At 52.2% G+C, this 8129-nt stretch carries 7 protein-coding genes and 1 pseudogene; 5 read left to right on the top strand and 3 right to left on the bottom strand.

The window, feature by feature from the left end; genetic code table 11:
• Positions 1–247: pseudogene (locus tag METPAY_RS01860) on the bottom strand (nucleotide-binding protein); the annotation flags it as partial.
• On the bottom strand, positions 244–1095 hold the full coding sequence (locus METPAY_RS01855) for a ribose-phosphate diphosphokinase (protein WP_048148638.1): 852 nt from the start codon (positions 1093–1095) through the stop codon (positions 244–246). The gene METPAY_RS01855 and the pseudogene METPAY_RS01860, both read right to left, overlap by 4 nt.
• Positions 1096–1177: 82 nt before the next feature.
• On the opposite strand from METPAY_RS01855, the gene lonB reads away from it, so the two are divergent.
• From lonB to METPAY_RS01830, 5 genes are all read left to right on the top strand, one after another.
• Entirely contained in the window at positions 1178–3259 is a 2082-nt protein-coding gene (gene lonB / locus METPAY_RS01850) for an ATP-dependent protease LonB (protein ID WP_048148636.1), read from the top strand.
• Between the two features lie 62 nt (positions 3260–3321).
• Positions 3322–4650, top strand: coding sequence for a TldD/PmbA family protein (locus METPAY_RS01845; protein WP_048148634.1), 1329 nt, complete (start codon positions 3322–3324; stop codon positions 4648–4650).
• The gene (locus METPAY_RS01840) at positions 4643–5938 is read left to right on the top strand and encodes a TldD/PmbA family protein (protein ID WP_048148772.1); all 1296 of its coding nucleotides are present in this window, start codon (positions 4643–4645) and stop codon (positions 5936–5938) included. The genes METPAY_RS01845 and METPAY_RS01840 overlap by 8 nt, the downstream gene beginning before the upstream one ends.
• A 2-nt stretch (positions 5939–5940) precedes the next feature.
• A complete protein-coding gene (locus METPAY_RS01835) occupies positions 5941–6195 on the top strand; it encodes a pro-sigmaK processing inhibitor BofA family protein (protein WP_013328169.1) in 255 nt (84 codons plus the stop codon).
• A 147-nt stretch (positions 6196–6342) separates the two neighbouring features.
• Positions 6343–7011: a hypothetical protein gene (locus METPAY_RS01830; RefSeq protein ID WP_048148632.1), complete on the top strand. Its 669-nt coding sequence runs from the start codon at positions 6343–6345 to the stop codon at positions 7009–7011.
• A 38-nt stretch (positions 7012–7049) separates the two neighbouring features.
• On the opposite strand, the gene METPAY_RS01825 is transcribed toward METPAY_RS01830, so the two are convergent.
• A complete protein-coding gene (locus METPAY_RS01825) occupies positions 7050–7931 on the bottom strand; it encodes a DUF6159 family protein (RefSeq protein WP_157198968.1) in 882 nt (293 codons plus the stop codon).
• Between the last annotated feature and the right edge of the window lie 198 nt (positions 7932–8129).

Raw genomic sequence — 8129 nt, 5'->3', positions numbered from 1 at the left:
CCACATCGATATCGGTCGCTGAGAGAACAGAGATGTCGCCGCTCTTCGTTGCGGCTTTTTTTACCTCTTCTACCGATTTTCTATCCGGGTCGGTAACGATGAGGCCGGATTCGCGGTATTTCTCAAACCTCATCTTCGAGTTGAGGTCCTTTAATTCCTCAAAGACGGCGGATGGGACTATAAGATCTCCATCGAGGGGGAGATCGGTAAAAAAGAATGTCGAATCGGTTACTATCTTTCTCTTCATCTTCTACGCAGTGCAGCTGAGATCGATTCCGCCGCTGAAAAGCTGCTTGCACCCGACTCTATCGTGTCACTGGCGGCGACGGATTTGATGCCTGCGGCTGCAAGTCTGGCATAGCCGCCGTTTGTAAACACACCGTGGACGCATGCGGCGTGCACCTCGGCCGCACCCTGCTCCTTCAGCATCCCTGCGGCAGTCGCCAGTGTTCCGCCGGTGGATATGATATCGTCGACTATGAAGACCGTTCTCCCGCTCGCATCCATGTTCTTCGGAGCGATGTTAACTTCGGTTCCCGAAAGGCGTGTCTTCTGCAGGTGGTCGTGCTCGAAACCCCCGAAGGACGCGACATCAGATGCAAAGTCTGCGGCTCCCTCGTCCGGGGCAAGTATGAGCGGATTTCCAGGCTTCATCGACCGGATGTAGTCGCTGATCCTCTCTGCGATGCTTATGTTCTCTGCGGGAACCTCGAAATGATCGAGGACCGTGTCCTCGTGGATATTGATCGTATAGACCCTGTCTATTCCCTGCGAAAGAGCCAGTGCAACGGCCCTTGCACTGATCGGTTCGCCCGGCCTGAACTTCTTGTCCTGCCTTGCATAGCCCATGTAAGGAATGACAAGCGAAAGGCTGTCAGCCTCTTCGCAGGCGTCGATCAGCAGGAGGAGCTGGATCAACGAGTCGCTGTCCGTAATGCTGCCGATAATCACCACATCGTCTGCCGGGGCATCTGCCCTTACGTAGAGTTCGCCGTCGGGAAACGATCTGAATTCTGCCGAAAGCAGTTCGGCGCCTAATATATGAGCGGTTTTCGCCGCAAGAACCTGGGAATGCTCTGCACCAATGATCTTCATCAGGATTACCTATTCTGGAAAGTACTTAAAGTATCGAAATGAACCATATAAGCACTATCGTTTGTCAGAGGTACACATACCAATGAATAATGAAGATACAATAAATGAAAATATCGATAAACCGGAAGATATTGTCGAATCGCCGGTTAATGAAACCCCTTCTACTCCTGAGGAAGCCGGTTTCACTGCCGACCCCGGGAAGCCCGGCGAAGGGCCGAAACTTATCTCCGCCGACACAGGGGATCACTCTACCGAAGATGCCGGTCAGCCGGGGATTAAGACCGAGGAGATCGATCTTGAAACTCTGAACTCGTCATCCGAGATCGAGGTCCCAAAAAGGCTCATCGATCAGGTCATCGGCCAGGACCATGCTGTCGAGGTCATCAAGAAAGCCGCAATCCAGCGCAGGCACGTGATGATGATAGGAACGCCGGGTACAGGCAAATCGATGCTTGCAAAGGCAATGGCCGAACTTCTGCCCAAAGAGGACCTCCAGGACATTCTGGTCTATCCCAACTCCGACGACTCCAACACGCCGATCGTAAGGACCGTCAAGGCAGGAAGAGGCAAGGAGATCGTCAACGCCCACAAGGCCGAGGCGAAGAAGCGTGCCCAGACGAGAAATACGATGATAATGCTCCTCGTATTCGGAATAATGGGTTACGCCATAATCACGGGCCAGCTGCTTATGGGAATCATCGGTGCGGCGTTCATCTTCATGGCACTCCAGTACACCCGGCCGAAGGAGGAGGCGATGGTCCCGAAGCTGCTCGTATCCAGCCAGAAGGAGGGCAACGCACCTTACGTCGACGGGACCGGTGCACATGCCGGTGCACTGCTCGGCGATGTCCGCCACGACCCGTTCCAGTCCGGAGGTCTTGAGACCCCTGCACATGACCGTGTCGAGGCGGGTGCGATCCACAAGGCGAACAAGGGAGTTCTGTTTATAGACGAGATCAATACCCTGACGCCCCACTCCCAGCAGAATCTCTTAACTGCCCTTCAGGAAGGAGAGTTCCCGATAACAGGCCAGAGCGAGAGATCGAGCGGTGCGATGGTCAAGACGGAGCCAGTCCCGTGCAGGTTCGTCATGATCGCGGCAGGAAACGTGGATGCTATCGAAGGGATGCACCCGGCTCTCAGGTCGCGTATCCGCGGATATGGTTATGAACTCTTCATGCAGGACTCGATGCCCGACACCGAGGAGAACCAGAAGAAGTTCATCCGTTTCATCGCACAGGAAGTAAAGAACGACGGGAAAATTCCGCCGTTCGACAAGGGTGCGATCGAGGAGATCATGAGAGAGGCACGCCGGCGGAGCAACAGGAAGGGACACATTACGCTGAAGCTTCGTGACATGGGCGGGCTGATCCGTGTTGCAGGAGATATGGCCCGGCAGGACGATTCGGAAATTACGACCGCCGAACATGTCCTGAAGGCGAAGGAGATCGCAAGGTCTGTCGAAGACCAGATCTCCGGCGAGATCACGCAGAGGAGCCGCGAGTACGAGCTGACGGTCGTAAGCGGCGCCGAGATCGGAAGGGTAAACGGTCTCGCGGTCGTCGGCCACGATTCCGGCCAGGTCCTCCCGATTATGGCGGAAGCGACACCGACGCAGAGCAAGGTCGGCGGAGAGGTCATTGCAACTGGTCTCCTGAAGGAGATCGCACAGGAGTCGATCAAGAACATCAGTGCGATCATCAAGAAGCTGACCCAGAAGGATATCAAGGACATGGATATCCACATTCAGTTCATCGGGACATACAACGGGGTCGAGGGGGACTCGGCCTCTGTCAGCGTTGCAACAGCGGTAATCAGTGCAATAGAGGGAATCCCGGTCAGGCAGGACGTAGCGATGACCGGTTCGCTTTCGGTCAGGGGCAACGTTCTTCCCATAGGAGGAGTCACCTACAAGATCGAGGCAGCCGCAAAGGCGGGCATTACGACGATCATCATTCCCGAGTCGAACCTTGCCGACGTTCTCATCGAGGATCGCTACAAGGAGATGGTCACTATAATACCGGTCAAAAAGTTCGAGGATGTGCTTGATATCGCACTTGTGCCGGAGAAGAAGAAGGATTTCATGGAGAGGGTAAAGGAGCTTGCAAAGATCACTCCCTCTGAGATAAACATAAAAGCTCCCCCAAAACCTCTCCACGGGTGAATATCACCCGCAATTATAATAATTCACAATAATTTACAATTGCATTTTTCAGGGGTTTTAGAATGGAAGAACCAAGATATTATGATATTCGGCATGTGAGCGGGGTCTCTACCCATATAGATGTCGAGAACGGGAGGATCGACTCTGCCGGAAGCAGTTTTTACGATGTCGCACTTCTCCGCGTTCTCGGGAAGAAGGGCTGGGGCCTTGTCATCATTGAGAATTTTTCCGGCAAAACAAAGAAGGATATCGAGGGTTTCATCCGTGAAGCTATGCGTTATGCATCGGTTACGGAGGAAGAGGTCATTCTCGGAGATGCACCCTCCGGCCTTCTCGATGTCCCTAAAACTGAGAACAATCCCGCCGACGTCTCCCTTGAGGAGAAGTGCGACCTGCTCCGTGCGATTGAGTCTTCAGCACGCATAGACGGGATCGTAAGCACCCGTGCGGGATACGTGGAAGGGTCTTCCACTGTTTATTTCACCGACTCCTGCGGGAACGAGTATTCGTATCCCGTATGCCGGTCAGGTTACGGGATTAATGCGATTGCCGGCCGTAACGGGAACATGCAGGCGGCAAGAGAGAGCGAAAGAACGATCGCCGGGCTGAACATGTACCACAAGGAGCACAAAGGACTGGAAGCTGCTGAAAGGGCGCTGAAGCTTCTTGACGCGACTCCTGCGAAGGGTGGGATCATGAACGCAGTTCTGGACCAGGAGCTCGCCGGAGTATTCGCACACGAGGCGGTCGGCCATGCGAGCGAGGGAGATCTCGTCAAGGAGGGAGTCTCGGTGCTTAAAGGCTGCATAGGGGAGAAGATCGGCGATTCTGCTCTTTCGGTCACGGACGATCCGACCCTTCACGAGTTCGGGTTCATGCCGCTTGATGCTGAAGGCGTCAAACCGAAGAAGACTGCAATTATCAAAAACGGGGTTCTGAATTCATATATCCACAACAGGCAGACCCTTGCACTCATCGGCGACGGCGATGCAGGTCATGCCCGTGCCGAGGGCGGAGCGGTTCCCCAGGTCAGGATGAGCAACACATTCATAGAGAATGGCGACTCCACATACGACGAGATTGTGGCAGAGTGCAGGAACGGTGTTCTGCTGAAGGGTTCGAGGGGAGGACAGGTCGATCCCGGCAGGGGGGTCTTCCAGTTCAACGCCGAATACGGCTATGTGATCGAGAACGGCGAACTCGCGGGTATGATAAGGGACGTCTCCCTCTCAGGCGATATCCTGAAAACGATGCACAACATCGTCCTCTGCGGCAACGACCTGCGGCTCAACCAGGGTTATTGCGGAAAAGGCGGGCAGTCCGTCCCGGTTACGGACGGATCGCCGCATGTCCTTCTGAGAGACGCAGTGGTAGGTGGTCAGGGTGTCTGAGTTCGACAGCGATTCTATAATCGACGATATCATCCGGAAGGGACAGAAGATAGCGGACGAGGTCGAGGTGGCCTACGAATCCGGGAAGAGCATCCATGCCACCCTTAAGGGTCGGGAGATTGGCGAGGCAGGCGTCTCGGATTCGTGGGTCTTCTGTATCCGTATTATCGACGGCGGAAAGATAGGGTGCTCGACTACGAACGATCCCACAAGATGGGAAAAATGCCTTGATGCGGCGAAGGCCGGTTCTAAATTTGCCGCAGGGCAGGACTGGGAAGGTCTTCCGGGTCCGTCTGCAACGAACGGAACGCCGGAGAGCGTATTCGACGAGAAGCTTGTTCTCGATTCATCTCTTATTTCAGGATATATCGAGGATCTGCTTAACGGTGCCTCGGAATATTCTGTAGATGTCGCAGGAGGCGGTGCTTCGGCGTCTGCTTCATCTTATAAACTGGCAAATTCAGCAGGTCTCATATATGAAGGATCCAGAACCCGGATCGGTGTTTCCCTGGAGACCATATCCGGGACTTCGACCGGATACGAGAGCGACATTGTCTGCTTTGCCGACAGGATCAATCCGTATGATGTCGGGAAGCAGGCGGCATACCTTGCAGCACATTCTGTGGGTGCCGGGGAGATCGACACCGGGACGTATGATGTCGTCCTCTCACCGATTGCTGCCAGCCAGCTTATCGGAGGAATTGTCGTTCCGGCACTGTCAGGGAAAAACGTGAAGGCCGGGCGATCTTATTTCGCCGATAAGCTCGGGGAGCAGTGTCTTGACGAGTCGTTTACTCTCAGGGACGATCCCTTCCATGGGCAGGGTTCGTGGGTTAGGGATGCTGAAGGTGTCCCGACGAGGGTCCTGGATCTTATTAAGGACGGGGTCGTAAACGAATTTTCGTATGACTTGAAAACCGCATACAGGTACGGCGAGAAATCGACCGGCAGTGCTGTCAGATCCGGCGATTCCCCCTCGATAGGTTTCCACAACCTCTACTTCGAAGGCGAAAGGCAGGATATCTTCGACGAGAAGGTTCTCTATGTCCACGACGTAATTGGCGCACATACCGCGAACGGTATTACCGGCGACTTCTCGGTCGAGACCTCCAACTCGACTTGGAGGGAAGGAGGAGAGGATACCGATGCTGTCCGGGCGGCGATGCTCTCCGGGAATGTCTTTGAAATGCTTAAATCGATAGCGGGTGTGTCGAAAGAGCCGAGGGAGCTTGGAAACGTGATTATGCCCTCGGTGAGATTTAATAATCTTCGGGTCGTTGGTAAATAGTAATGATTGATACGCTGATCACTGTCCTTATCGCGGCAGGTATTGTCATAGTGCTTTGGTATTTCCTAAAGAACGTAACGACGCTGATTGTCAATTCGATCGTCGGAATAGTCACGATTGTAATTATCAGCCAGCTCAATATTCTCGGAATGGAATCGTTCAAACTCACCTGGGGAGCAGTCCTCGTCTGTGCACTCGGCGGCCTCCCTGGTGCGATCCTGCTCATTGTTTTGAATTTTGCAGGGATTTCGATATAATTTTTTTATAATTCTCCCTGAAATCTTTTTTTGCTTTTTTGATATTATCATCACATGTTCCGGGAACAGTCGGTCCGGTGTTGTGAAAATAATTCGCAATATTAAAATGAATTGTTACCGATTTTGTTATATTGCGGGGGGGAAATTATGCCCTTTAATGAAAAGAAAAAAAATTCTGTAAATAACCGGGGACTTGTAGTAGTTTTAATCCTTTTATTCATCGTTATTTCTGTCTCGTCGGGATGTCTCGATTCTATCAGCAAAAGAGCTGAGATCACACGTCAGCTGGAACAGGCGGAACCGCTTATGGAGAACGTTGAATCTGAAATTGCCGACATGAATGTCTATCTGAGTGACCCAGGGAACTCTGATTCTGTTGAAGTGCAATCCCGATTAGCAGTTCTGAAATCCGATATGAACGAGATAAATACGATAATGGCCGGTATCGACCGTTCGGCTCTTACTGAAAGCGAGAGGGAGGATCTGGATGCCGGGTTATTCGCCATGGAATATATGTCTGATTTTATCGATTCCGTTTCTGTTCGCCTGCCCGAAATGCTCCGGATAGCGAATAATATGGAAGATGCAGCGGAGGCCCGTAATGTTCAGCGTGCACGATCTGCAATGCATGATATGCATGACCTGATTGAATCGTTTTTATCCGATCTGGACGTTCTTGAAGATAAGCTTGTAGAAAAACAGGAAAGTTCGGATTCGGAGAAAATTGATGAATTCTGCTCGCAGAATCTTGCTCAGATCAGGGACTGGAAGTCACAGTTCAAAACGCTCCAGAGAGAAATAGATGAGGTTTTATAAATTATTTGACTTCCTTTTTTTTGAATGAAAGGATTTTTTCAGATGTTTCCGCCGCCTGAATATGCGGGGGTCTTCTTTTTCTTCGATTCGACAAACGCATTCTCGATGAGATCGCGATCGATCATGTCCGGGATCTCACCGGTCTTTGCAAAGTTATAGAGCAGTGCTACGAGGATTCCGTGGAGAGTCGACGCCAGAACAGCGGTTGCAAGCAGAACGATCAGGAAGAGCCCGAATGCTGCGATCGTCACGGTCTGTATCCCGAGAGCGATTGATCCTATTGCAAGGAAGAACAGGATGAATGCGGGAATATAGATAAGAACGAAAGAAAACCCGGATACCACCGTTTCGCCCCAGGTCTTCTTGAAAAGGTTCCATGATTCCTTGATCGAGCCCGGGATGCCCTGTTCTTCGAATATGAGGATAGGGATTACGAAGAACGTGACGAGCTCCCATGCGGCTGCGATGAGCGAGGATACAATCGTTGCAACGATATTGTCCCTGTTGCGGACCATACTCAGGATAAGCCCGATTGTCGCCTGGATCAATGCCCATATCGCAAGCTTTCCGATATGCGAGGCCGAAGCTCCTATTCCCTGCCCCATTGTAGGATTATTTCCCTTCATTACCTCGGTTGCGTTCGAAATGACGGCACCTTTGAAGAAAATGGTAATCAGGTATATTACGAAGTAGAATGCGAACAGGAATACTATCCACATCGCGTACTGGGTCACTCCCCAGGATTCCGTGTTGGCACCGGTCGAGCTGAAGATCATCAGTGCAGGAAATATGAACACTACCAGAACAAGCAGACTCAGAATCGCCGAGATCACCGGGAAGAGTGCAAGACTTTTCTCGGCCTTCAATATTGCGAATGTAGCCTTGAATAGCCTCCACCCGCGTGAAATTCGTCCGGTCATTGAATAGAGTTGGGGGTTTTTGGTTATAATATTACCATATCGGCGTTGTCGTTTTTGGTAGGGCATAAGCCCCTGCGGGGCAGCCCCGGCATTATTGAATAGTATCAAGGGAGGGGGAAGGTTCCCCCTCCCTATTACCCTCCCCCACATGGCGATAGGTCGCAGTCGGGGATGGACGAGCATCCCCTCCTACTCCAT

It is taken from the genome of Methanolacinia paynteri (assembly GCF_000784355.1).
GTDB lineage: Archaea > Halobacteriota > Methanomicrobia > Methanomicrobiales > Methanomicrobiaceae > Methanolacinia > Methanolacinia paynteri.
The sequence above is the reverse complement of the archived record's forward strand: the minus strand, read 5'-3'. Positions and strand labels throughout refer to the sequence as shown.

What these genes read in the sequence shown, in the direction of transcription:
- METPAY_RS01855 (WP_048148638.1), bottom strand. Translation starts at nt 1,095, where the DNA reads ATGAAGATCATTGGTGCAGAGCATTCCCAGGTTCTTGCGGCGAAAACC.
- lonB (WP_048148636.1), top strand. Translation starts at nt 1,178, where the DNA reads ATGAATAATGAAGATACAATAAATGAAAATATCGATAAACCGGAAGAT.
- METPAY_RS01845 (WP_048148634.1), top strand. Translation starts at nt 3,322, where the DNA reads ATGGAAGAACCAAGATATTATGATATTCGGCATGTGAGCGGGGTCTCT.
- METPAY_RS01835 (WP_013328169.1), top strand. Translation starts at nt 5,941, where the DNA reads ATGATTGATACGCTGATCACTGTCCTTATCGCGGCAGGTATTGTCATA.
- METPAY_RS01830 (WP_048148632.1), top strand. Translation starts at nt 6,343, where the DNA reads ATGCCCTTTAATGAAAAGAAAAAAAATTCTGTAAATAACCGGGGACTT.
- METPAY_RS01825 (WP_157198968.1), bottom strand. Translation starts at nt 7,931, where the DNA reads ATGACCGGACGAATTTCACGCGGGTGGAGGCTATTCAAGGCTACATTC.